At 74.5% G+C, this 22,614-nt stretch carries 21 protein-coding genes; 15 read left to right on the plus strand and 6 right to left on the minus strand.

Features of this window, described 5'->3' with window-relative positions; genetic code table 11:
* The first annotated feature begins 8 nt into the window (after positions 1-8).
* Entirely contained in the window at positions 9-1,208 is a 1,200-nt protein-coding gene (locus AC1DUE_RS16325) for an FAD-dependent oxidoreductase (RefSeq protein ID WP_477040464.1), read from the plus strand.
* A gap of 4 nt (positions 1,209-1,212) precedes the next feature.
* Here AC1DUE_RS16325 and AC1DUE_RS16330 read toward each other — a convergent pair whose 3' ends face one another.
* Complete coding sequence (locus AC1DUE_RS16330; RefSeq protein WP_477040465.1) at positions 1,213-2,358, minus strand: alpha/beta hydrolase; 1,146 nt, start codon at positions 2,356-2,358, stop codon at positions 1,213-1,215.
* A gap of 46 nt (positions 2,359-2,404) precedes the next feature.
* Here AC1DUE_RS16330 and AC1DUE_RS16335 point away from each other — a divergent pair, with 46 nt between their 5' ends.
* Positions 2,405-4,093, plus strand: a complete 1,689-nt coding sequence (locus AC1DUE_RS16335) for a bifunctional lysylphosphatidylglycerol flippase/synthetase MprF (protein WP_477040466.1) — start codon at positions 2,405-2,407, stop codon at positions 4,091-4,093.
* Positions 4,090-4,923 carry a hypothetical protein gene (locus AC1DUE_RS16340; protein ID WP_477040467.1) on the plus strand — a complete coding sequence of 278 codons (834 nt, stop codon included), beginning with the start codon at positions 4,090-4,092 and terminating at the stop codon, positions 4,921-4,923. Before AC1DUE_RS16335 ends, AC1DUE_RS16340 begins: the two co-directional genes overlap by 4 nt.
* A 205-nt stretch (positions 4,924-5,128) precedes the next feature.
* Here the strand turns inward: AC1DUE_RS16340 and acs are convergent, their stop codons facing one another.
* Both acs and AC1DUE_RS16350 read right to left on the minus strand, forming a co-directional pair.
* Complete coding sequence (acs, locus tag AC1DUE_RS16345; protein WP_477040468.1) at positions 5,129-7,123, minus strand: acetate--CoA ligase; 1,995 nt, start codon at positions 7,121-7,123, stop codon at positions 5,129-5,131.
* An 87-nt stretch (positions 7,124-7,210) separates the two neighbouring features.
* Positions 7,211-8,284, minus strand: coding sequence for a hypothetical protein (locus AC1DUE_RS16350; RefSeq protein WP_477040469.1), 1,074 nt, complete (start codon positions 8,282-8,284; stop codon positions 7,211-7,213).
* A gap of 194 nt (positions 8,285-8,478) precedes the next feature.
* On the opposite strand from AC1DUE_RS16350, the gene AC1DUE_RS16355 reads away from it, so the two are divergent.
* A complete protein-coding gene (locus AC1DUE_RS16355) occupies positions 8,479-9,600 on the plus strand; it encodes an NADH:flavin oxidoreductase/NADH oxidase (protein ID WP_477040470.1) in 1,122 nt (373 codons plus the stop codon).
* A 78-nt stretch (positions 9,601-9,678) separates the two neighbouring features.
* On the opposite strand, the gene AC1DUE_RS16360 is transcribed toward AC1DUE_RS16355, so the two are convergent.
* Positions 9,679-11,091: an NAD-dependent malic enzyme gene (locus tag AC1DUE_RS16360; RefSeq protein ID WP_477040471.1), complete on the minus strand. Its 1,413-nt coding sequence runs from the start codon at positions 11,089-11,091 to the stop codon at positions 9,679-9,681.
* 40 nt (positions 11,092-11,131) lie between these two features.
* Between AC1DUE_RS16360 and AC1DUE_RS16365 the strand changes: the two genes are divergently transcribed.
* Positions 11,132-11,947: a Fic family protein gene (locus AC1DUE_RS16365; protein WP_477040472.1), complete on the plus strand. Its 816-nt coding sequence runs from the start codon at positions 11,132-11,134 to the stop codon at positions 11,945-11,947.
* Positions 11,948-12,259: 312 nt separating this feature from the next.
* On the opposite strand, the gene AC1DUE_RS16370 is transcribed toward AC1DUE_RS16365, so the two are convergent.
* Positions 12,260-13,078, minus strand: a complete 819-nt coding sequence (locus AC1DUE_RS16370) for an HAD family hydrolase (RefSeq protein ID WP_477040473.1) — start codon at positions 13,076-13,078, stop codon at positions 12,260-12,262.
* A gap of 204 nt (positions 13,079-13,282) precedes the next feature.
* Between AC1DUE_RS16370 and AC1DUE_RS16375 the strand changes: the two genes are divergently transcribed.
* The 7 genes from AC1DUE_RS16375 (at position 13,283) to AC1DUE_RS16405 (ending at position 17,583) form a co-directional block, all read left to right on the plus strand.
* Complete coding sequence (locus tag AC1DUE_RS16375) at positions 13,283-13,948, plus strand: CpaE-like family protein (protein ID WP_477040474.1); 666 nt, start codon at positions 13,283-13,285, stop codon at positions 13,946-13,948.
* Positions 13,945-15,099 (plus strand): TadA family conjugal transfer-associated ATPase, encoded by a 1,155-nt coding sequence (locus tag AC1DUE_RS16380; RefSeq protein WP_477040475.1) that lies wholly within the window; start codon positions 13,945-13,947, stop codon positions 15,097-15,099. Before AC1DUE_RS16375 ends, AC1DUE_RS16380 begins: the two co-directional genes overlap by 4 nt.
* Positions 15,096-15,809: a type II secretion system F family protein gene (locus AC1DUE_RS16385; protein WP_477040476.1), complete on the plus strand. Its 714-nt coding sequence runs from the start codon at positions 15,096-15,098 to the stop codon at positions 15,807-15,809. Before AC1DUE_RS16380 ends, AC1DUE_RS16385 begins: the two co-directional genes overlap by 4 nt.
* A complete protein-coding gene (locus tag AC1DUE_RS16390; protein WP_477040477.1) occupies positions 15,806-16,342 on the plus strand; it encodes a type II secretion system F family protein in 537 nt (178 codons plus the stop codon). The genes AC1DUE_RS16385 and AC1DUE_RS16390 overlap by 4 nt, the downstream gene beginning before the upstream one ends.
* A gap of 127 nt (positions 16,343-16,469) precedes the next feature.
* Positions 16,470-16,805, plus strand: coding sequence for a DUF4244 domain-containing protein (locus AC1DUE_RS16395; RefSeq protein WP_477040478.1), 336 nt, complete (start codon positions 16,470-16,472; stop codon positions 16,803-16,805).
* A complete protein-coding gene (locus AC1DUE_RS16400; protein WP_477040479.1) occupies positions 16,802-17,167 on the plus strand; it encodes a TadE family type IV pilus minor pilin in 366 nt (121 codons plus the stop codon). Before AC1DUE_RS16395 ends, AC1DUE_RS16400 begins: the two co-directional genes overlap by 4 nt.
* Positions 17,168-17,241: 74 nt before the next feature.
* On the plus strand, positions 17,242-17,583 hold the full coding sequence (locus AC1DUE_RS16405) for an Rv3654c family TadE-like protein (RefSeq protein ID WP_477040480.1): 342 nt from the start codon (positions 17,242-17,244) through the stop codon (positions 17,581-17,583).
* 45 nt (positions 17,584-17,628) lie between these two features.
* On the opposite strand, the gene AC1DUE_RS16410 is transcribed toward AC1DUE_RS16405, so the two are convergent.
* On the minus strand, positions 17,629-20,175 hold the full coding sequence (locus tag AC1DUE_RS16410; protein WP_477040532.1) for a DEAD/DEAH box helicase: 2,547 nt from the start codon (positions 20,173-20,175) through the stop codon (positions 17,629-17,631).
* 107 nt (positions 20,176-20,282) lie between these two features.
* On the opposite strand from AC1DUE_RS16410, the gene AC1DUE_RS16415 reads away from it, so the two are divergent.
* The 3 genes from AC1DUE_RS16415 to AC1DUE_RS16425 are packed head-to-tail and all read left to right on the plus strand — an operon-like array spanning position 20,283 to position 22,602.
* Complete coding sequence (locus AC1DUE_RS16415; protein ID WP_477040481.1) at positions 20,283-21,044, plus strand: LamB/YcsF family protein; 762 nt, start codon at positions 20,283-20,285, stop codon at positions 21,042-21,044.
* On the plus strand, positions 21,041-21,760 hold the full coding sequence (locus tag AC1DUE_RS16420) for a 5-oxoprolinase subunit B family protein (protein ID WP_477040482.1): 720 nt from the start codon (positions 21,041-21,043) through the stop codon (positions 21,758-21,760). Before AC1DUE_RS16415 ends, AC1DUE_RS16420 begins: the two co-directional genes overlap by 4 nt.
* Positions 21,757-22,602: a 5-oxoprolinase subunit C family protein gene (locus AC1DUE_RS16425; protein WP_477040483.1), complete on the plus strand. Its 846-nt coding sequence runs from the start codon at positions 21,757-21,759 to the stop codon at positions 22,600-22,602. Before AC1DUE_RS16420 ends, AC1DUE_RS16425 begins: the two co-directional genes overlap by 4 nt.
* Positions 22,603-22,614: the final 12 nt, after the last annotated feature.

Below are 22,614 nucleotides of genomic sequence, written 5' to 3' on the forward strand. Positions count from 1 at the left end.
GGCGGGCCATGGACCCGTCCCAGAGCCCCCCGGAGACCCGCCGGTCCCGGCGCGCCCGGACGTCCGCGCCCTCCGGGCCGGTCGAGGTGACCGTCGTGGTGATCGGTGCCGGACAGGCCGGCCTCTCCGCGGCGTACCACCTGCGCAAGAGCGGCCTCGTCGCCGTCGGCGAGCCCGGCTGGGCGAGCGCCGAGGAGACGTTCGTCGTCCTCGACGACGCGCCCCAGGCGGGCGGTGCGTGGCAGTACCGATGGCCCGGCCTGACCATGGCCGACGCGCACGGCGTGCACGACCTGCCGGGGATGCCGCTCGTCGCGCCCGACCCGTCCGAGCCCGCGGCGTTCGCGGTCCCGTACTACTTCGCGCAGTACGAGGAGGCGTTCGACCTGCGCGTGCAGCGGCCCGTGCGGGTGTCGCGCGTGTCGTCGACCGACGACGGCCGCCTGCTGGTGCGCAGCCAGAGCGTGACGCGTCCCGACGAGGTGGTCGAGTGGAGCGCCCGCGGGCTGATCAACGCGTCGGGCACCTGGGGCAAGCCGTTCTGGCCCACCTACCCGGGGGTCGCGACGTTCGGCGGACGCCAGCTGCACGCCCGGGACTTCCGGCTCCCCGAGGACCTCTCCGACGGGCACGTCGTGGTCATCGGTGGCGGGACCTCCGCGGTCCAGCTGACCCTCGCGCTCTCTCGCGTCACGACGACCACCTGGGTCACCCGGCGCCCGCCCGCCTGGCGCGACGTCCAGTTCACGCCCGAGCTGGGCCGCGAGGCGGTCGCCCAGGTGGACGCCCGCACCCGGGCCGGGCTGCCGCCGTCGAGCATCGTCTCGGTCACCGGCCTGCCCCTGACGCCCGAGTACCGCCTGGGCATCACGGCCGGCATCCTCACGGCGCGGCCGATGTTCTCCCGGATCACCCTTGACGGCGTGACGTGGGACCCGCACGAGCCGCCCGCCGACGGCTGGGTGGACGGTCCCTCGTTCGTCGCGGCGCGCACGCTGCTGTGGTGCACAGGGTTCCGGGCGTCGCTGGACCACCTCATCCCGCTGCGCCTGCGCGCGCCGGGCGGCGGGATCGTCATGGACGGCACGCAGGTGGTCGCGGACCCGCGGATCCAGCTCGTCGGCTACGGCCCGAGCGCGTCGACCGTCGGCGCCAACCGTGCCGGCCGCGAGGCGGTCCACAACCTGCGCACGCTCTGGTCGCGCTGACGCGTCACGTCGGCGGTGGCATGTGGGCCGACGCGAAGACGAGGCCGTGCGGGAGCGCGGCGCGGGCCATGTTCCAGGTGTGCCGCTGACCCTCGAACGTCATGACGAGCGTCGTGTCGCCGCGGCCCTCGAGGTTCGTGGCGATCTCGGGACCGTTGTGTGACGGGGCGCCGTGGTCGAGGCTCGCCAGCGCGACGTAGAGCGCGACCTCGTGCGGCAGCGGCATGGTCCTGGAGCGCTTCGTGAGGTCGTGCTCCTCCCACTCCGCCTTCGTCGCGAGCATCGCCGTCCCGCCCGTGCCCGGGTCGCCGTACGGCTCGATCGCCATGATCACGCCGAACTGGGTCGGCGGTTGCAGGCCCAGGTCGAGAGCGCAGAAGCCGCCCGACGAGAAGCCCCCGACGGTCCGGTGCTTCCAGTCGGCCTTCGTCGGGTAGGTGCGGTCCACCCACGGCACCACGGTGTCGTTGATGTAGGTGGACACCTGCGAGCCCCCGGTCGTCGAGTCCAGGCACTCGGTGTCGACCGCGCTCGGGCCGGTGCCGTTGACGTCCATCGCGACGACGATCATGGGCTGCACCAGCCGGTGCGCGAGCAGCACGTCCATCGTGTGCGGGAGCGCGCCGGCCGCGAACCAGTCGCCGCTCGCACCCGGGCTGCCGTGCACGAGGTACACGACGGGGTAGCGGGTCTTTCCCGAGTCGTCGAACCCCGGGGGCGTGTAGATCCAGGTCAGCGAGTCGCCCGGCATGCGGTCGGCTGCCGGAGCGGCGACGTGGACCGACTCGACCGTGCCCTCGTCGGCGTTCCCCGTCCGCTCCGACGGGTGGCCGTGCTTCATCCCGTGCACCGTCCCGATGCCCCAGCTGGCGAGCGTCACCCGGGCCGCGGCGACGTTGGGCATGTAGCCGACATAGGCGTTGGTCGCGACGCCGAGCCCGAGCAGGACGGCCAGGCCGGCGCAGATCCACAGGGGCCAGGAGCGGCGCTCGCGCCGACGCCGCCGCACCGCCCAGGCGATCGTGAGGGCCGCGAGGACACCGACGACGGCGACGGTCCACCACGAGCTGATCCAGTCGCTGCCGCTGCCGAGCTCGCGCAGCACGTCCTGCGGCAGGTGTTCGCCTGGCTGGTCGTCGGCCTGCAGCATGCGCGACAGCCTCGCACCCCGACGAGTCCTTCGGCAGACTGCACGCATGACGGCCGCGGGCAGCGTGCTGGTCCCGCGGGTCGCGCGGACGGCACTGGACGAGCAGCGACGCCGTGTGCGCGTCCGGGTGCTGGCGTCGCGGGTCGTGCTCGTGCTGGCGATCCTGGGGCTCGTCTCGGCGGCGGTCCACCCCTTGTGGAAGGACATGGGACTGGTCCGCGACACCGTCCCGGGGCTCGTCGTGCACACCGCCCGGCCGACCCTGGTGATCGTCTCGCTGGCCCTGATGCTCACCGCGCGCGGGCTGCGCCGCGGGCACCGGCTCGCGTGGATCGCCACGCTCGCGATGCTGTCGGTCTCCGTCGTGGTCCACCTCGCCAAGGGGCTCGACGTCTTCTCGGCGCTCCTGCTCGGCGCCGGGATCGTCTGGCTGGCCACGCAGGCGCGGTCGTTCCCGGTCCTGCCGACCGCGCGGGCCGTGCGCCGAGCCGTCCTCTGGTCGGTCGCGGCGGTCGTGTTCGTGGTCGTGTTCTTCGTCGGGCTGGTCGTGTACTTCGTCGCCACCGATGCGTCCGCCGACGACGTCGAGCGCTACGCCGGGATCATCCAGCCCGTCACGTTCGTGCTCACCCTCGTCTTCGTCGTCGCCATGCTCTGGTCGCTCCTCTCGCCCCGCCGGCCGGTCCGACTCAGCCCGGCCGACCACCACGACGAGCGCGAACGGGCACGGCTCGTCGTGCAGCGGTACGGCTCGGGCACGCTCGACTACTTCGCGCTGCGCGACGACAAGGACTGGTTCTTCTCGGGGTCGTCGGTGGTCGCGCACTCGGTGCGCGCCGGGGTCTGCCTCGTCTCGCCCGACCCCGTCGGACCGGTCGAGGAGCGGGTGCTCGTCTGGGCGGAGTTCCTCGGCTACGCGCAGGAGTTCGGCTGGTCGGTGAGCGTGATCGGGGCGGCACAGGACTGGCTGCCCACCTACGAGTCGAGCGGGCTGCGCACGGTCTACCTGGGCGACGAGGCGATCGTCGACTGCCCGACGTTCAGCCTGGAAGGACGCGCGCACAAGTCGCTGCGGCAGGCGGTCAACCGGATCGAGCGCGCCGGGTACACGACGACGTTCCACGACCCGTCGGCGCTCGACCCGCGGCTGCGCTCCGAGATCATGTCGATGAGCGAGGAGTCGCGGCAGGGCGACGTCGAGCGCGGCTTCTCGATGACCCTGTCGCGGCTGTTCCAGCCGGAGGACACCGGGCTGATGCTCTCGGTGACGCGTTCGTCGGAGGGGCGGGTGGACGCCTTCTGCCAGTGGGTCCCGGCGACGGCGATCGGCGGCTGGTCGCTCGACGTGATGCGCCGTCGCACGGATGTCGAGGGCCTGCCCAACGGACTGATCGACGCGAACATCGTCGCCACCATCGCCGAGCTCGCCGGGCGCGGTGAGCGGGGTCTGGGCCTGAACTTCGCGATGATGCGCGAGGTGCTCGAGGGCGAGGAGTCCGGCTCCCGGATCGACGCCATCACGCGTCCGCTGCTGCAGAGGATGTCGGAGGGGACGCAGATGGGCACCCTCAGCACGTTCAACGAGAAGTTCGACCCGGGCTGGGTGCCGCGGTACGTGCTCCTCGACTCCGTCGAGTTCGTCGCGACGCAGGCGCTCGTCCTGGCCGGCGCCGAGGGCGTCACCGAGATCCCCGTGATCGGCCGGTTCCTGGGCAGCATCGGGGCGCCGGCGTGATCTGGGCGCTGCTGGCGGCGATCGTGTCGTCGACCGCCTACGGCGTGAGCACGATCATGCAGGCCGTGGCCACGCGTCGCGCCGCCGGGCTCGCCGTCATCAAGCAGCCTCTGGTGATCGCCGCGTTCGTGGTCGACGGCCTCGCCTGGGTGCTCTCGCTCGTCGCGCTGGACAAGCTGCCCCTGTTCGTCGTGCAGGCCATCATCGCCGCGTCGCTCGTGGTCGTCGTCGTGCTGGCGCGGTTCGTGCTGGGCACCCGCATGCGGCCCGTCGACGTGGCCGCCGTGGTCGCGGTCGTCGTCGCCCTGGTGATCGTGTCGCTCGCGGGTGGGGAGCAGCCCGCGGTGCCGGCGCCGCGGGGCTTCGTCGCGATCATGATCGCGGCCTCGGCCGGGCTCGTCGTGCTGCTCGTGGTGTTCTACCGGAACGGGCCGCCCGTCGTCCTCGCGGTGATCGGCGGGCTCGGGTACTCGGGCGCCGCGATCGCCGCCCGCGCCGCGACGGAGTCGGAGGGGTTCTGGGCGACGATCTTCCAGCCGTTGGCCGTCGCGATCGCGTTGTGCGCCGTCGCCGGTGCCCTGGCCTACCTGCGCGCCCTCGAGCGCGGGTCCGTGGGGACCGCGGCCGCCGTCGTCTCCGTGCTCGAGGTCGTGGTGCCCGGGGTCGTCGGCATCTGGGTGCTCGGCGACCGGATCCGCGACGGTTGGGACCCGGCCGCCGCGTTCGGCATCGCGCTCGCCCTCGTCGGCTGCGTGGCCCTGGCCCTGAGCCCGGCGAACGCCGCCGCAGAGGCGTCCGCCGAGGCCCGCGAGGTCAGTCCTCCTGCGTGATGGTCGGACTGATCCTGCGCTCCGGATCAGTCCTCCTGCTTGATGGTCGGACTGATCCTGCGCTGCGCTGCAGGCGGGTGCGCTGGCGCGCCGCCACCTTTCCGCTTCGCTCCGGATCAGTCCTCCTGCTTGATGGTCGCACTGATCCTGCGCTGCGCTGCAGGCGGGTGCGCTGGCGCGCCCCCACCTTCCGCTTCGCTCCGGATCAGTCCTCCTGCTTCGCCCCCGGCGCCGCCAAGCCCTGCGCAATCAGGTCCATGACCGACGAGTCCGCCAGGGTCGTCGCGTCGCCCACCTGACGGTTCTCGGCGACGTCGCGCAGCAGACGGCGCATGATCTTGCCGGAGCGCGTCTTGGGCAGCTCCGCGACGACGAGGATCTGGCGCGGCTTGGCGATCGGGCCGATCGCCTTGGCCACGTGGTTGCGCAGCTCGGTCTGGACCGCGTCCGCCTCCTGGTCCTTGCCGGCGGCGTCGCCGCGCAGGATGACGAACGCGACGACCGCCTGGCCCGTGGTCTCGTCGTTGGCGCCGACGACGGCCGCCTCCGCGACCCACGGGTGGCTGACCAGCGCGGACTCGATCTCCGTGGTCGACAGCCGGTGGCCGGACACGTTCATCACGTCGTCCACGCGGCCGAGCAGCCAGATGTCGCCGTCGTCGTCCTTCTTGGCGCCGTCGCCCGCGAAGTAGAGGTTCTGGAACCGCGACCAGTAGGTCTCCTTGTAGCGGTCCGGGTCGCCCCAGATGCCGCGCAGCATGGAGGGCCATGGCTCGGTGATCACCAGGTAGCCGCCAGAGCCGTCCGGCACGGAGTGCGCCTCGTCGTCGACGACGTCCGCCGCGATGCCCGGCAGCGCGACCTGCGCGCTCCCCGGCTTGGTCTCGGTGACGCCCGGCAGCGGGCTGATCATGATCGCGCCGGTCTCGGTCTGCCACCACGTGTCGACGATCGGGGCCTTGTCGCCACCGATGACGCGCCGGTACCAGATCCACGCCTCGGGGTTGATGGGCTCGCCCACCGACCCGAGCACCCGCAGGCTCGAGAGGTCGAACTTGCCCGGGATCTCCTCGCCCCACTTCATGCACGTACGGATGGCTGTGGGGGCGGTGTACAGGATGGTGACCTTGTACTTCTCGATGATCTCCCACCAGCGCCCGCGGTGCGGGGTGTCGGGCGTGCCCTCGTAGATGACCTGCGTGGCGCCGTTGATCAGGGGCCCGTAGACGACGTAGGTGTGGCCGGTGATCCAGCCGACGTCGGCCGTGCACCAGTAGACGTCCGTCTCGGCCTTGAGGTCGAAGACGTTGCGGTGGGTGTACGCCGCCTGCGTCAGGTAGCCGCCGGTCGTGTGGAAGATGCCCTTCGGCTTCCCCGTGGTGCCCGACGTGTAGAGGATGAACAGCGGGTGCTCGGCCTCCACCGCGACGGGCGTGTGCTGGTCGCTGGCCGTGTCGACGACGTCGGACCACCAGACGTCGCGGTCGTTCCAGGTGACGTTCTGGTTCGTGCGCTTCACGACGAGGACGTGCTCCACCGACGGCGTGCCCTTGGCGATCGCGTCGTCCACCGCGGGCTTCAGCGCGCTGGCCGCGCCGCGGCGGTAGCCGCCGTCCGCGGTGACCACGAGCTTGGCCTCGGCGTCGTTGATGCGGCTGGCCAGGGCCTCCGCCGAGAAGCCGCCGAACACGACCGAGTGCGGTGCGCCGATGCGCGCGCAGGCGAGCATCGTGACGACGGCCTCGGGGATCAGCGGGAGGTAGATGGCGACGCGGTCGCCCGTGCCCACGCCGAGCGCGGTGAACGCGTTGGCGGCCTTGGACACCTCGCGCTGCAGGTCGGCGTAGGTGATCGTGCGGGTGTCGCCGCCCTCACCCTCGAAGTGCAGGGCGACCCGGTCGCCGTTGCCCGCCTCGACGTGCCGGTCGACCGCGTTGTACGCCGCGTTCAGGGTGCCGTCGGCGAACCACCGGGCGAACGGAGCGCCGGACCAGTCGAGGACCTCCTCGAACGGCTTCTCCCAGCTGAGCAGCTCTCGGGCCTGGTCCGCCCAGAAGCTCGGGCGGTCGGCGTTGGCCCACGCGTACAGGTCGTGCTGCGCGTTGGCCTGCGCGGCGAACTCGGCGCTCGGCGGGAAACGGCGTTCCTCGGTGAGCAGGTTCTCGAGACCGGGCTCGTGGGTGGGCTCGTTCGCGGTCACGGAGACCACCTTCCTGTGCAGCTACGTCGGTGCAGGTGGACCGGGGTCCGGTCGGAAACTCTAGCCGGACCCCGCAGCACCTGCTGCTCAGGCCTTGTGACGCTCGCGGAACTCGCCGAGGTGCACGCCACGCTTGCGGGCCGACGCGATGACGAGGCCGGCGAGCAGCAGCAGGAAGCCTGCCGCGAGCGCCATGCCGGACGTCGCCGACACGGTCACCTGCTTGATCGTCAGCTCCCAGCCCTTCGACGAGAGGAGCGTCAGCGTCTGCTCGCGGGCGAGCGACGGGGCGTAGAGATACACGGCGCCCACCGCGCTGATGATTACGCCGCCCGTGATCGGGACCGCCGCCGTCCAGACGCCCAGCAGCAGCACGCAGCCGAGCAGCAGGAGGCCGAGCGTCACCAGCACGATGCCGAAGACCGACGTGGACGCGTCCCAGCCGTCGACCTGCGCCTCGAGGATCTGCGACTCGCCCAGCAGCAGGACCCCGACCGCGATCGGCGTCAGGATCAGGCCGACCAGCACCCCGAGGATGCGCGAGCCCGCCGACGGGCTGCTCGGCGCGTTCGGGTCCGGGAACAGGCGTCCGTCGTCCTCGGGCTCCGGGGTGATGGCCCCGTAGGCCGCGACCGGCGTGGTGGCGGGTGCCTCGGTGGCCGGTTCGTTCGCGACGGACGCCGCAGCGACCGCTGCGACCTCCGGATCGACAGGCGTGGCGGCCGTCCGCGGAGCCGTCGCGACGACGGGGTCCGGCGTCGGGTCGTCGGGCGGGACGGGGGTCGGGCGGACGACCGCGTGGCGGCCCGTGTCCAGGCTGACGGGCTCGGTGACCGGCGCGGCGGTCTCGCCGACGACGGGCGCTGCAACGACCGGCGCCGTGGCGACGGGCTCCGCGGTGGTCGGTTCCTCGACCACCGGCTCTGTCGCAGCGGGCTTGGCCACGGTCGGCTCGGCAACCGGCTCGGCAACCGGCTCGGCGACGGTCGGCTCGGCGGCGACCGGCTCGGTCGGCGGGACGAGCTCGGGGTCCGAGGGGGCCGCGGGCGCCGGCTCGGCGGGGGTGCCGGGGGTCGACGCTGTCTCGTCGGCGGGGGTGCTCCGCTCGACGGGGGCAGGGGTGGTGTCGTCGGCCGGACGGTCGGGGTCGGAGGTGCTCATGCATGCTCCTCGGGGCAGGGCGCGGGTGCGGCGTCGAGAGGCGCCGCTGTCCTGATCACCGTATTGCCGCGTCGGGGCTCGCGCCGTGCGGCGCGCTGCTCGCAGAGGTCGGGACCTGGCCCCGCGCGTGCGGCGTGCTGCCCGCCTGGTGGACACGGGGAATGGCGTCGCGCGGTCGAGGGTTGCCCAGCGGTGTGACCCACCTCTTCACCCCGCTCACCATCCGGGGCATCACCTTCGCCAACCGCGCCTGGCTCGCGCCGATGTGCCAGTACTCCGCGACCAACGGCAGCCCGAACGACTGGCACCTGGTCCACCTGGGGGCCCGGGCCTCGGGAGGGTTCGGGCTCGTGATCGCCGAGGCGACCGCCGTGGTCCCCGAGGGCCGGATCTCCCCGCAGGACACCGGCCTGTGGCACGACCTGCACATCGCGGAGTGGCGACGCATCACCGACTTCGTGCACGCACGCGGCGCCAAGGTCGGGGTCCAGCTGGCGCACGCCGGTCGCAAGGCGTCCACCTACCGCGGGTTCGACGGCCCGCGCGGCTCGGTCCTGCCGGGCGAGGGCGGCTGGCAGACCGTCGGTCCCTCGGACTCGGCGTTCCCCGGCTACGCGGCGCCGCGGGCGATGACGCTCGAGCAGATCGCCGGGATCCCCAAGGCCTTCGCGGCCGCGGCCATGCGCGCCGACCACGCCGGCTTCGACGTCGTCGAGCTGCACGCGGCGCACGGGTACCTGCTCCACCAGTTCCTCTCGCCGCTGTCCAACGACCGCACCGACGAGTACGGCGGCCCGCTCGAGAACCGCTCGCGCCTGCTCGTCGAGACGGCCGACGCCGTCCGTGCGATCTGGCCGGCCGACAAGCCCCTGTTCGTGCGGCTCTCCGCCACGGACTGGGTCGAGGGCGGGCTGACCGTGGACGAGGTCGCCCTCGTCGCCAAGGAGCTGGGCACCCACGGCGTCGACCTGGTGGACGTGTCCACCGGCGGGAACGCGCCGGCGTCGATCCCCGTCGGCCCCGGCTACCAGGTGCCCGCGGCCCGCGAGGTGCGCGAGACGTCCGGGCTGCCCGTCGCGGCGGTCGGCCTGATCACCGACGCCCAGCAGGCCGAGGCTGTGCTGGCGGACGGGTCTGCTGACGCGGTCCTGCTCGGCCGGGAGGGCCTGCGCGACCCGTTCTGGCCGCTGCGCGCCGCGCACGAGCTCGGGGTCGCGACCGGCGCGCTGCCCGTCGAGCCGGGCTCGGCCGACGTCGTCGAGGGCACGTCGGCGACGGGCTGGCAGGCGCCGTACGTGCGCGGCACCTGGGCCTGACGGTGCCGACCGCGCCCCGCAACCGCGACGGCGCCAGCTGCTCGGGGCCGCCGTCGGACCCGCCGGGAACCAGCCGGATCAGATCGCGTAGGTCGCCTGGGCGGGGGGCGTGTACTCCGCGGCGCGCGACACGGCGGCGGCGACCCTCGTCGTGACCTCCGGGTTGAAGACGCTCGGCACGATGTACGTGGGGTTGAGCTCGGCGTCGGTGACCACCGAGGCCAGCGCGTAGGCGGCCGCGAGCAGCATCTGGTCCGTGATCCGGTGCGACTGCGAGTCGAGCAGGCCGCGGAAGACGCCCGGGAACGCCAGCACGTTGTTGATCTGGTTGGCGAAGTCCGAGCGGCCGGTCCCGACGACGGCCGCGTGCAGGGCCGCGTCGTCCGGGTCGACCTCGGGGCGGGGGTTGGCGAGCGCGAACACGATCGAGTCCTTGGCCATCGTCGCGACGTCATCGCCGGTGATGACGTCGGGCGCCGAGACGCCGATGAACACGTCGGCGTCCTTCAGGGCGTCCGGGATCGAGCCCGTGATCCCGCGCGGGTTGGTGACGGCCGCGGTCCACACGAGCGACTCGGCCAGGCCCGGGCGGTCGTGCCGGATGACGCCCTCGATGTCGGCGACGACGACGTCGCGCGCACCCGCGGCGAGCAGGAGCTTGAGCACCGCCGTGCCCGCCGCGCCCGCGCCCGAGAGCACGATGCGGACGGTGTCGAGCTGCTTGCCGACGACCTTCAGCGCGTTGGTCAGGGCCGCGACGACGACGATCGCCGTGCCGTGCTGGTCGTCGTGGAAGACCGGGATGTCGAGGCGCTCGCGCAGGCGGGCCTCGATCTCGAAGCACCGCGGCGCCGAGAAGTCCTCGAGGTTGATCCCGGCGAACACGGGGGCGATCGCGCAGATCGTCTCGACGATCTGGTCCACGTCCTGGGTGTCGAGCGCGATCGGGAAGGCATCGATCCCCGCGAACCGCTTGAAGAGCACCGCCTTGCCCTCCATGACCGGCAGCGACGCGAGCGGGCCGATGTTGCCGAGCCCGAGGACCGCGGTGCCGTCAGTGACCACGGCGATCGTGTTGCGCTTGATGGTCAGGCGGCGGGCGTCCTCGGGGTGGGCCGCGATGGCCTCGCAGACGCGCGCGACGCCGGGCGTGTACGCCATCGAGAGGTCGTCGCGGTTGCGCAGCGGGACCTTGGACTCGATCGACAGCTTGCCGCCGAGGTGCATGAGGAACGTGCGGTCGCTGACGCGGTCGACGACGACGCCGGTCAGGACCCGCAGGGCGTCGACGATCTCCGAGGCGTGCTGCTCGCCGCGCGTCGCGCAGGTGACGTCGACCGTCATCTGCTCGTGGCCCGAGGCCGTGACGTCGAGGGCCGTGACGATGCCGCCGGCCTTCTCGATGGCGGTGGTGAGCTCGCTGACCGCCGTCGGCCGGGCCTGCACCTCCAGCCGTGCCGTGATGGACGAGGAGACGCTGGGTGACACCATCCGGCCATTGTGTCGCTTTCCCGCTCGTAGGGTGGCGCGCGTGAGCCTCGAGCCCCTGATGCACCTGCCCGGCGTCCGCGACGCCGTCGAGCGTGCGCGCGTCGCGTGCGAGGAGCTGCGCTGGCACGAGGCCTACCGGCGGCGCTGGCGCGAGGTGCGCGCCGAGGCCGGGCTGCGGTCGACGCGTGAGTCGGCCGCGCTGGAGGGTGCGCGCGTCCCGTTGGCCGTCGTGCGCTCGCTGGCCACCGGGGGTTCTTCCGACGACGAACCCGTCGTGGCCGGTGCGCTGCGCGCGACGGTCGTCGTGGAAGAGCTGATGCCGGCCCTCGGCGCTCGCGGAGCGGCCGCGCTGCCGCCGTTCGGACAGCTGCTCGCGCGGGTGCATGCCGCCGCGACCGGCGGGTGGCTGCCGGACGAGCACGTCGGTCGGCTCCGCCGGGACCTCCCACCGGCGGACTTGACCGGGCTCGGGCCGGCGCTCGCGGGGGATGCGTTCGCCGCTCGGGTGGACCTGCTCGCCTCGACGGTGGGCTCGTCGGACGCGCCCGCGCTCGTCGTCGCCGCGGTGGTGCATGCCGAGCTGCTCACGCTGCGGCCGTTCCGCGCGGGCAACGGCGTCGTCGCGCGTGCGACGGCCCGGCTGATCGCGACGACCCGCGGGCTGGACCCGACGGGATCGGTCGTCGAGTCGTGGTCGCTGAACCCCTACCTCGGCGCGGCGGCGGGGTTCGCGACGGGGACGCCAACCGGTGTGGCGGCCTGGATCGAGGCCTGCTCGCTGGCCACCGTCGAGGGCGCCGCACGGGCGCGTCGGGTGGCCGACGGCGTGCTCGCCGGGTCCCTCCCGGACGACTGACCCGACGTCCGTCCGGACGTCCGGCCGCGTCTCAGGTGCAGGCCGAATTCGTCCCACCCAGCGGACGGCTGTCCCAGCATGCGTCGGCCCGACCGTCCTGGCCTGCGGTCGGACCGGTGGGGGTTCCCATATGTCGCACACCGGAGTAGCAAGGAGTCACAACAGCATGACCCGCGAGGGCACCCACGCGCAGGAGAGCCCACCTATGGGCAGGTCGACCGGGCTGGTCCCGTAGCGACCGACGACGGTGCACGCATGATCACCCTCCGGTCATCGTTGGCGACGGCGCCCTCTCGGGGGCGCTGTCGTTCGTCAGGGGCGTGTGCGCCGGTGCCGCAGGACGAGCCAGACGACGAGTGCCGCCGCGGCCGCGAGGACCAGGGCGCCCGACGTGATGACGCGGGCCGGCGGGCGGGGGAACGAGAACAGCGGGACCGGGCGCTCGAACGTGAGCGAGCCCCAGTCGTTCTCCGCGGCGAGCCGGCGCAGGGCACGGTCCGGGTTCACGGCGAACGCGTGGCCGACCACGCCCAGCATCGGCGCGTCGGTGATCGAGTCGGAGTACGCGTAGCAGTCCGCCAGGTCGTACCCCTGCTCGGCGGCGAGCGCCACGATCGCGGACGCCTTGTTCTCGCCGTACGCGTAGAAGTCGATGTCGCCGGTGTATCGGCCGTCGACCACGTTCATGCGCGTCGCGATGACGTGGTCCGCGCCGAGTGCGGCCGCGATCGGCTCCACCACCTCGGAGCCGGACGCCGACACCACCACGACGTCCCGGCCGGCCGCGTGGTGCTCGTCGATGAGCGCGACCGCCTCCAGGTACACCGAGGGGTCGATCGACTCGTGCAGCGTCTCGGCGACGATCGAGGAGACCTGCGCGACGTCCCACCCGGTGACCATCCGGCTCAGCTGGGCACGCAGGCGCTCGGTCTGGTCCTCGTCGGCACCCCCCACCAGGTAGAGGAGCTGCGCGTAGGCGCTGCGCATGACCGCGCGCCGGGTCAGCAGGCCCTCGGCCAGGAACGGCCGGGAGAACGCGGTGGCCGACGACGTCGCGATGATCGTCTTGTCGAGGTCGAAGAACGCGGCGGTCCGGGGCACAGCCGACTGCGACGTCTGCTGGTCGTCCATGGTGCTCCGGGGGTCGGCGGCTGCGTGCTCCCGCGAGCCTAACGGGACTCACCGACACGTGATGGATGACCGGCGCCGACGGGGCCGACTGAGCCGTCCACAGCCCGGCCGCCGGGTGGGTGGGCCACCTTCACCGCCTCCGCCGCACCTCGTCGGCGCAGGCTGGGCCGGAGCCGGCGACCGTCCGGCCGGAAGCGGGTGGACGTGGCTGCACTGGTGCTCGGCGTCGTGGGAGCGTGCGGAGGCGCGGGTGCCTCGACGCTCGCCGCCGCGCTCGCGCGCCAGCTGGCCCGGCGGACCGCGACCGTGCTGGTCGACCTCGACCGCGGCTCGGGCGGGATCGACGTGCTGCTCGGCCTCGAGGGTGTCGACGGCATGCGCTGGCCGGACCTGCGCGACGCGCGCGGGGACGTGGCCGGTGCGGAGGTCGTCGCGCTGCTGCCGCGGTGGGGGTCGTGCGCGGTGCTCAGCGCCGACCGGTTCCGGCCCGGCCCTCCGGAGCCCGCGGTGGTCGTCGACGTCCTGCACGGGCTCTGCGCGGAGGTCGGTGCCGTCGTGCTGGACCTGGATCGCTCCGACGTCGTCGCAGGGGAGTCGTTGGTGGCCGCGTGCGACGCGGTGCTCGTCGTCGCGCCCCGAGACCTCGTCGCCGTCGCGGGAGTCCTGGCGATGCGGCCGATGCTCGACGGAGCCGGCGTCGGGCTGGTCGTCCGGGGGCCCGGGGTGCTCGGGACGTCCGAGGTCGCCTCGGCCGTCGGGCTGCCGGTGCTGGGCACGCTGCCCCGCGACCGACGACTGGGCGGCGACGGCGTCCCGCCGCGCGGGCGGACGGCACGGACCGCCGCGCGGCTGGTCGGTGGTCTCCTGTGAGCCTCGATGCCGCGTTCCTGGATCGGGTGCGCGCGAGAGTCGGCACCGGCGAGGCGCTCGAGGTCGCGGTCGAGGCGGCCGCGCGGTCGTCGGGCGTGGTGCTCGGGTCGAGCGCGCTGCTCACCACGGCACGAGACGTGCGCGACGAGCTGTTCGGCGCCGGTCCGCTCCAGGCGCTGCTCGAGGATCCTGACGTGACCGACGTCCTGGTCAACGGTCCGCAGGACGTCTGGGTCGAGCGGTGCGGGCGGCTGGCCCACGTGCCGCTCGACCTCGGCTCCGAGCACGACGTCCGGGCTCTCGCCGTCCGGCTCGCGGCCGCCGGAGGACAACGGCTCGACGACGCCGCGCCCGCGGTCGATGCGCGCCTGCCCGACGGCACCCGACTGCACGCCGTCCTGCCGCCGGTCGCCGGTGGCGGGGTGCTGCTGAGCCTGCGCGTCGTGCGCTCGCGGGCCTTCACGGTCGACGAGCTGGTCCTCTCGGGGACGCTCGCGCCGTCGCTGGTCCCGGTGGTCCGCGCGCTCGTCGCGGCGCGGGCGAACGTGCTGGTCTCGGGCGGCACCGGCTCGGGCAAGACCACACTGCTCGCCGCACTGCTCTCGCTGGTCCCCGACGACGAGCGCATCGTCGTGATCGAGGAGGCCGGTGAGCTGCAGCCGCGGCACCCGCACCTCGTCCGGCTCGTCGCGCGACAGCCCAACGTCGACGGTGCCGGTGCGGTCGGGCTCAGCGAGCTCGTCCGGAACGCACTGCGCATGCGGCCGGACCGGATCGTGCTCGGGGAGTGCCGGGGCGCCGAGGTCCGCGAGGTGCTGGCCGCCCTGAACACCGGGCACGACGGCGGCTTCGCGACCCTTCACGCGAACGCGGCGGCCGACGTGCCGGCGCGGCTGGAGGCCCTGGCAGCGCTGGCCGGCATGTCCCGCGACGCCGTCGCCGCCCAGGCGTCGAGCGCCGTCGACGCCGTGCTGCACCTGCGCCGGGCCGGTGCCGACCGTGGTCTGCGGCACGTGGCCGAGGTCGGGGTGGTCCGTCGGTCGTCCGCGGGCGCGCTGGAGGTGCTCGACGCCGTCCGGGCGGACCCCTGCGGAGCGTGCGTCCGCGGGCCGGGGTGGTCCGCGCTCGCGGAGCGGCTCGGGCTGCGATGACGGTCGTGGCCGGTCTCGCGGTCGCCGCAGCGATCCTGGTGCTCGGCTCGCGGGTCCCGCGTCGCGTGGTCGCCCCGCCCTCGAGGCGGCGTGGGAGCAGGCGACGAGCGCGGTCGTCGCTCGACGCGCCCGAGCTGTCCGCGGTCCTGGCGGCGGCCGCCGCGCACCTGCGGTCCGGTGCCCCGCCCGCGGAGGCCTGGGCGCGGGCGCTGGGCCGTCGTGTGGGCCGGGCGCCGTCCGTCGTCGACCTGACCGGACCGGTCTCGCGCCGGTTTTCGGGCCACGTTCAGCGGGCAGCGGCCGTCGTCGCCGCGGCGCGGTTGTCCGACGAGCTCGGAGCCCCGCTCGCCGCGGTCCTCGACCGGGTCGGTGTGGGACTGGCGGCCGACGAGGAGTGCGAGGGCGAGCGGATCGCGGCGCTCGCCGGTCCCCGCGCCACCGCTCAGGTCCTGGCGTGGCTGCCCCTGCTCGGGCTCGTGCTGGGCGTCGCGCTCGGCGCCGACCCGGTCGCGGTGGTGCTCGACGGCGGGGTGGGGACCGCGGCGGCCGTGTGCGGTGTCGGGTTGGTGCTGCTCGGGCGGTGGTGGACGAAGGCGCTCCTGGCGCGTGCGGAACGCGACGACGGAGCGTCGACGGGCCGGCGCGCGGGTGGCCTCGACGCGCCGCCAGGTCGGCAGGCCGGCGGCGCCATCCCGCGGCGGGCGGCATGACCGGTGTTGTCGTGGTCTTCGCGGTCCTGGGTGCGACGAGCCCGTGGTGGTGCCGTCGACCGGTCCGCGCGTCGCGGGCAGGGGGCACGGCAGCCGCAGCGCCGGTCGCGTCGGACCCGGTGCTGCTCCTCGACCTCGTCGAGGTCGCGCTCTCGACGGGCGCGTCGGTGCCGCGCGCGCTGGACGCCGTCGGCTCGGCGGTCGGTGCTCCGTCCGGCGAGGGCCTCGCTCGGGCGTCGGCGTCGCTCCTGCTCGGGGCGTCCTGGCGATCCGCGTGGGCGGGGTCGCCGCCGGCACTCCAGCACGTCGCCGACGTGCTGGAGGCGAGCTGGACCAGCGGCTCCGCGCCGGGACCCGCGCTGCGCGCACGCGCGGACCAGCTCCGTCGTCGGCGTCGCGCGCGTGCCCGGGCCGCGGCCGGTGCGCTCGGCGTCCGACTCGTCCTGCCGCTCGGGCTCTGCTTTCTGCCCGCGTTCGTCCTGCTCGGCCTGGTGCCGATGGTCCTCAGCCTCGCGACCGGGCTGTTCGGGTGACGCATCCACAGCCCGCTCCGTGTCGGTCGCGCGCACCGATCGTCGGTGGGCCGGTTCGGCGGTCGTGCACCGCCGCAGGCTGGGCGGGACGTCGCAGTGGCGTCGTCCCGAAGGTGAGGAGCAGGCCATGAGCAAGGACGAGGGGAACGCGACCGCCGGGACCACCGAGCGGGGGGCGCCGCCGTGGCAGGAGCCGATGTCGGCGGACCGGTCGGTGCACTTCCTCGAGCCCCGGCTCGCGGCGCGCCGTCGACGGGCCGTCCTGCCGACCTTCGTCGCGACCGTGCGGGACCGGGGCCGGCACGTCGGCGACGAGCTCGCCGAGGCGGGGATGGCGACCGCCGAGTACGCGATCGCGACGCTGGCGGCGGTCGGGTTTGCCGGGCTGCTGGTGGTGATCCTGCGCGGCAACGAGGTGAGGGGGTTCCTGCTCGCGATCATCCGGCAGGCGCTGGGGCAGTGACGGGTCGACGCCTCGCCCGGCGCGTCGCCGGCGCCCAAGATCGGGGGAGCGTCACGGCGGAGCTGGCGGTCGGGCTGCCCGCCGTGGTGCTCGTGCTCGTCGCGCTGCTGGCGGTGTCGTCGGCGGCGATCGCCCAGACGAGGTGCGCCGACGGCGCGCGGGCCGGCGCGCGGTCGGCGGCGCTCGGTGAGGACGATGCGGCGGTCGTGGCGACCGCGCGCCGGGTGGCCGGCGCAGGTGCGGAGGTGAGCGTGTCGCGCTCCGACGGCTGGGCGAGCGTCACGGTGTCGGATGCCGTCGGTCCCTGGCGGGGCGTCCCGCTGCGCGCGTCGTCGACCTCCGTGGCGCGGGACGAGCCGTGAGCGCACTCCGTCGCGGGCGGACCGTCACTCCCGGGTGCCGCGGACTTCGGGTCCGACGGCCGTGGCGTCCGTCCGTGAACGACGAGGGGTCGGGGACCGTGATCCTGCTCGGGCTCGTGTGCGTCGTGATCGTCATGGCCGCGTTCCTCGGGCTGCTCGCCTCGGCACAGTCGGCACGGGCACGCGCTCAGGCGGCCGCCGACCTCGCGGCGCTCGCGGCGGCGTCGCGGCTCCTGCCGCTCGGGGCCGGGGACCCGTGCGGTATCGCGGGCCAGACCGCGTCGCGCAACGGCGGACGGCTGGCGGTCTGCGAGGACGAGGGCGGCGGGGTGGTGCGCGTGCGGGTCGTCGTGTCGACGCAGGTCGGTGCCGCGTCCGCCGAAGCCAGGGCCGGCCCGGCATCCGCGCGTGGCTGACGACCGGCGCTCGATCGGCGGGCGGGCTACTGCCGACCGGCACGCTCAGGCGGGGGCGTGGGCGAGGACCGCGTCGAGCAGGCGGACGGCGGCGGCCTTCTCCAGCGGGTTGTTGGCATTGCCGCACTTGGGCGACTGGACGCACGCGGGGCAGCCCGAGACGCAGCGGCAGGCGGCGATCGCGTCGCGGGTGGCCCTCAGCCAGGTCGCGCCCAGGGCGAACCCGCGCTCCGCGAAGCCGGCACCGCCGGGGTAGCCGTCGTGCACGAAGACCGTGGCCATGCCCGTGTCCGCGTGCAGTGCGGTGGACAGGCCGCCGAGGTCCCAGCGGTCACACGTGGCGAGGAGCGGGAGGAGCCCGATCGACGCGTGCTCGGCGGCATGCAAGGCGCCCGGGGCTGTTTCGGCGTCGACCCCGGCGGCCTCCAGGACGGAGGCGGGCGCGGTCCACCAGACGGCGGTCGTGCGCAGCGTGCGCTCGGGCAGGTCCAGCGTCTCGTTGCCGAGGATCTGCAGGTCGGGGATGCGTTTGCGCTGGTAGCCGGTGACCTGGGTGGTGACGTCGACCGCGCCGAACCCCCAGGTGACCGGTCCCCACGGGACCTGCGCGTCGACCGAGCGGATCTCGGTGCTCGTCGCGTGCCGGGACCAGGTTCCGTAGTCGACGTCCCGCCGCGTGACCAGGGCGACGCCGTCCTCCAGGCGCAGCTCGTCGACGACGAAGGTCAGCCCCTGGTGCACGTAGACGGCGCCGGTGTGCACGGTCGAGTCGGCGGACCCCGCGTCGACCGTGCCGAGCAGGCGGCCGGTCACGGACTCCACGACCCGGACGGGGTCGCCGCCCGAGCCGCGCAGGTCGGTCAGCCGGCTGGCCACCTCGTTGCGCGTCCAGTACCAGCCCGACGGCCGCCGGCGCAGGGCACCGCGCTCGACCAGCTCGCCCAGCAGCTCGAACGTGCGCGGGCCGAAGCGGTCCAGCTCCTCGAACCGCAGCGGCAGCTCGGCGGCCGCGGCGCAGAGGTGGGGAGCGAGGACATAGGGGTTGGTCGTGTCGAAGACCGTGGCCTCGACCGGGGTGTCGAAGATCGCCTCGGGGTGGTGCACCAGGAACGTGTCGAGCGGGTCCTCGCGCGCGACGAGGGCGACCAGACCGTCCGCACCGGCCCGCCCGGCGCGGCCCGCCTGCTGCCACAGCGAGACGCGCGTGCCGGGCCAGCCCGCGATCAGCACCGCGTCGAGCCCCGAGATGTCGACGCCGAGCTCCAGGGCGTTCGTCGTCGCCAGGGAGAGCAGCGACCCCGTGCGGATCGCGTGCTCCAGCGCGCGCCGCTCCTCGGGCAGGTAGCCGCCGCGGTACGCCGACACCTTGCGTCCGAGCGACGGGTCGACCTCCTCGAGGTGTCCGCGGGTCGAGGCCGCGACGGACTCGGCGCCGCGACGCGACCGCGTGAACGCCAGGGTGCGCGCGCCCGCGATGGTGAGGTCGGCCAGCAGGTCCGCGATCTCGGCGGTCGCGGTGCGGCGGGGCCGGTCGGCGGGTTCGCTGACGACGCGCTCGCCCGTGCCGACGGGCCCGGAGCCCTCGCGCGCGACGGCCAGGGCGGACAGCGCGGTGGTCGCCGAACCCGCGGAGCCCACGCCTGGGTCGCCGGGCGCGGCGCCCGGGTCGCTCGTCGGCGAGGCCCCCCAGACGTCGTCGGGCTCGGGTGGGCCGAGGTCGTCCGGTGCGCGCGCCAGGTCCGGCAGCGGCAGGTCGGTGGCCCAGGGGTCGTCGTCGGACACGGGGTAGGCGACGCCGGGCAGCTCCGGAGGCTGCCACAGCACGAACGTCTTGCGACCGGCGGGGGAGGCGTCGGTGGTCACGGCGGTGACCTCGGACGGGTCGACGCCGATCAGCCGGGCGGCGCTGACCGCCGGGTCGGAGGTCGTCGCGGAGGCGAGCAGGAACGTCGGCGTCGCGCCGTAGGACTCGGCCAGCCGCCGCAGCCGTCGCAGGACCAGCCCGACGTGCGCACCGAAGACGCCGCGGAAGGCGTGGCACTCGTCGAGCACCACGAACTGCAGCGAGCCGAGCAGCCGGGCCCACCGCCGGTGCTGCGGCAGGAGCGCGAAGTGCAGGAAGTCGGGGTTGGTGAGCACGACGTCGGCGTACTCCTGCACCCAGCGCCGCTCCTCGAGCGAGGTGTCGCCGTCGCATGTCGCGATCCGGGTGTCCTGCGTCCGCGACGCGACGAGCAGCCGGTCGAGGGCGACGAGCTGGTCGGCCGCCAGGGCCTTGGTCGGGCAGAGGTACAAGGTGGTGGCACGTCGGGCCAGCGACTCGATCCGGCCGGGGTCGAGCGTCGACCGGGCCGCGGCCGCGCGGACGCGGGAGAGCGCGGGCAGCCAGAACGCGAGGGACTTTCCGGAGCCGGTGGACGTCGCCAGGACCGTGTGCCGGCCGGACCAGGCCGCATCCGCCGCCGTCGCTTGGTGGGTCCACGGCCGCTCGACGCCGAGCGCCCGGTACCCGCGCACCAGGTCGACGTCGGCCCACGAGGGCCAGTCCGCCTGGGTGCCCTCCCGGGCCGGCAGGTGCCGGACGTGGGTCATCCGGTCGGCTCGTCGGCCCCCGGCGAGCAAGACGTCGAGCAGCTCGCCGGATCCCACCACCGGGTCATCCTCGCACCGGGTGACGCCCGCGCTGGCAGGATCGGAGCATGGCGGCCCGCATCGACCTCAACTGCGACCTCGGCGAGGACGTCGACCCGTGGGCGCCGGGGGTCGACGGTCTGGACACGCTGCTGCTCGACGTCGTGACCAGCGCGAACGTGGCCTGCGGGTTCCACGCCGGCGACGCGCGCGTCATGGCGGCGGTCTGCCGGGCCGCAGCGGTCCGCGGCGTGTCGATCGGTGCGCACGTCTCCTACCTGGACCGCGAGCACTTCGGACGCCGTGTCCTCGACGTGCCGCCGGACGTGCTGCGCGCGCAGGTGGCCTACCAGCTGGGCGCCCTGCAGGCCGTCGCGCGCACGGTCGGCGCCACGGTCGCCTACGTGAAGCCCCACGGCGCGCTCTACAACACCGTGGTGCACGACGAGGGGCACGCGCGCGCCGTCGTCGAGGCCGTCGACCTGCCGATCGTCGGGCTGCCGGGCTCCGCGGTGCAGGCGCTCGCGGAGCGGCGGGGTCTGCGCACCGTGACCGAGGCGTTCGCCGACCGCGGCTACCGCGCTGACGGGACTCTCGTGCCCCGCTCGCAGGACGGTGCGCTGGTCACCGATGCCGCGCAGGTCGCGGCCCGGGTGGTCCGGATCGCCGACGAGGGGCTGGTGACCTCGGTCGACGGCACGGACGTCGAGGTGCGCGCCGAGTCCGTGTGCGTCCACTCCGACACCCCCGGCGCCGTCGTGCTCGCGCGGTCGGTCCGGCGCGCCCTGGAGGAGTCCGGCGTCGTGGTCCGGCCCTTCGCGACGACATGAGCGGGGCCGTGGGCGTCGAGCCCGACGACTTCCGCGTGGTGCCGTTCGGTGACGACGCGGTGCTCGTCGAGCTCGCCGACCTCACGGCCGTCCGGGCCCTGGATGACGCGATCCGTGCGGCTCGCAAGGCGGTGGTCGCCAAGAGGGAGGCCGACGAGGGCGGGGCGCCCGGCGCAGGGCGCTCGGCGGTCGTCGCGACGATCGTCGACCAGGTTCCTGCGGCGCGCACCCTCCTGCTGCGGGTGGCCCCCGGCGCGGACCCCGTCGCGCTGGAGCTCGTGGTCGCCGAGGCGTGGGCGCACCGCGCGGCTGCCGTCGCCAGGTCCGAGGCGGGCGAGCTGGTCACGCTCGAGGTCGCCTACGACGGCGAGGACCTCGACGGTGTCGCCGAGCTGACCGGCCTGTCGGTCGCCGAGGTGGTCGCCCGCCACACCGGGGCGGAGTACACGGTCGCGTTCGGCGGCTTCATGCCCGGCTTCGCCTATCTGACCGGCCTCGACCCGGTGCTGCGCGTCCCGCGGCTGGCGTCCCCGCGGCAGAAGGTCCCGGCCGGGTCGGTCGCGATCGCCGACGAGTTCAGCGCGGTCTACCCGGCGGCGACCCCGGGCGGCTGGCGGCTGCTCGGGACGTGCAGCACCAGGCTGTTCGACGTCGACCGCGACCCGCCCGCGGTCCTGCCGCCGGGCACCCGGGTCCGGTTCGTGGAGACGCGATGATCGAGGTCCTCGACCCCGGTGTCCTCACGCTCGTCCAGGACCTCGGCCGGCCGGGCTGGGCGCACATCGGCGTGGGTCGATCGGGTGCGGCCGACGCGGGTTCGCTGCGGCTCGGCAACCGGCTCGTCGCCAACGACGAGGGCGCCGCAGGCCTCGAGGTGCTGCTCGGAGGGCTGCGGGTCCGGGCAACCACCGCGCTGACCGTGGCGGTCACGGGTGCGCCCGGACCGGTGTGGGTGGCCGGGACGCCCGTCGCGCACAACGCGGTGCTCGAGCTGGTCGCCGGTGCCGAGCTCCGGGTGGGCACGTCGCCGCACGGGCTGCGGTCCTACGTCGCGGTGCGCGGCGGGATCGACGTGCCTCCGGTCCTCGGCTCGAGGTCCACCGACCAGCTGGCCGGCATCGGCCCGGCCCCGCTGCGTGCCGGCGACGTGCTCCCGGTCGGGGCGCCACCGCAGGAGTGGCCGGTCGTCGAGCTCGCCCCGGAGCGCCCGTGGCCGACCCACGTCGTGCTGCCGGTGACCGCCGGTCCGCAGCTCGACTGGTTCGACGACGGGCTCGCGGTGTTGTGCGGAGACGAGTACACCGTGACGCCGGCGACGAACCGGGTGGCGCTGCGCCTTGCGGGACGGGCGGTCCAGCGGCGAGACACGGCCGAGCTGCCGTCCACCGGGCTGGTCCCCGGGGCCGTGCAGATCCCGCCGGACGGTCAGCCCGTCGTCTTCGGCGTCGACCATCCGGTGACGGGCGGCTACCCGGTGCTCGCCGTCGTCCGCCACCGGGCCATCGACCTGCTCGCCCAGGTGCGGCCCGGGGAGGCCGTCCGGTTCGTCGTCGGCTGAGGGCGCGACAAC

Source organism: Cellulomonas sp. P4_A2 (genome assembly GCF_056402515.1).